The organism is Myroides sp. LoEW2-1 (assembly GCF_009767705.1).
Taxonomy (GTDB): Bacteria; Bacteroidota; Bacteroidia; order Flavobacteriales; family Flavobacteriaceae; genus Flavobacterium; species Flavobacterium album_A.
On the sequence record NZ_WSPP01000391.1, the window covers coordinates 1 to 965 of the forward strand.

Genomic DNA, 965 nt, shown 5'->3' on the forward strand with positions numbered 1-965 from the left:
GTTTTCTTACTGACTCTTCCCATAATTATAAAGTTATCATTTTTTGAAAACACTATCTTATTTATAGTATCTTAATTGTCCACTTTTTGCTGACGATTTACAAGTTTTCTTACTGTATCTTGTCCATTACTTACTAGTAGTACTAAATCATATGTACCTGGTTTATTATATATTAATTCTGGCGGGGTTTTCCCTTCAAAAGAATCTACTTCATTGCCTTTGAATATCCATGAATATGTAAATCCCTCCCCTTTTATTTCATTAGACAATGTCACTTGTACAGGAGGGTAATTACTCCCTTTTATACTGTAAGTAAAGTCTCCACTAATTTGATCTAAAACATTAATTATTTTACTAGTAGTATTTACCTCTCCATCTACATTGGTTACAGTCAATTTTACAGCATACTTACCATGTTTTAAATACGAAATTTTCTCAGGATCTTTTGCCGTAGAAACAGAAGGAGTACCTCCTTCAAATTCCCATTTATAAGTGTCCCCACCACTAGATCTATTTATGAATTGAACAACTACAGGAATACTTTGATCTGAATTTTCAAATTGGTAATCAAATTCTGCTTGTATTTGCTCTGTTGTTTCATTATAACAACTATAAAACACCATACATAAAAGACATAAAACATACCCTAATAAACTTCTCACAACAACTACAATTTAGTTAACATATTTTTTTGCAAAAATACTAATTATTAACACATAAAAGTTAATTAAGTTAATTATTAAATAATAATACACTAATCAATTAAAAAAACACACTTAAAATAAATATTTTACAATTTATTACATATAAAATTACAATTATACTATTTTTATAAAAAAACAAACAAAACAATAAGTATTTAAAAATCAAACTATTGAAAAACAAAAAGCAGAATCAGATTAAGCTTCTTCCTCAATTTATACAGTATTATCACATCGAAAATTAACATACTAAACCGTCCTATT

At 26.7% G+C, this 965-nt stretch carries 1 protein-coding gene; it reads right to left on the reverse strand.

Features of this window, described 5'->3' with window-relative positions; translation table 11 throughout:
- Positions 1–71: 71 nt before the first annotated feature.
- Positions 72–662 carry a PKD domain-containing protein gene (locus tag GOQ24_RS16320; protein WP_160340173.1) on the reverse strand — a complete coding sequence of 197 codons (591 nt, stop codon included), beginning with the start codon at positions 660–662 and terminating at the stop codon, positions 72–74.
- Between the last annotated feature and the right edge of the window lie 303 nt (positions 663–965).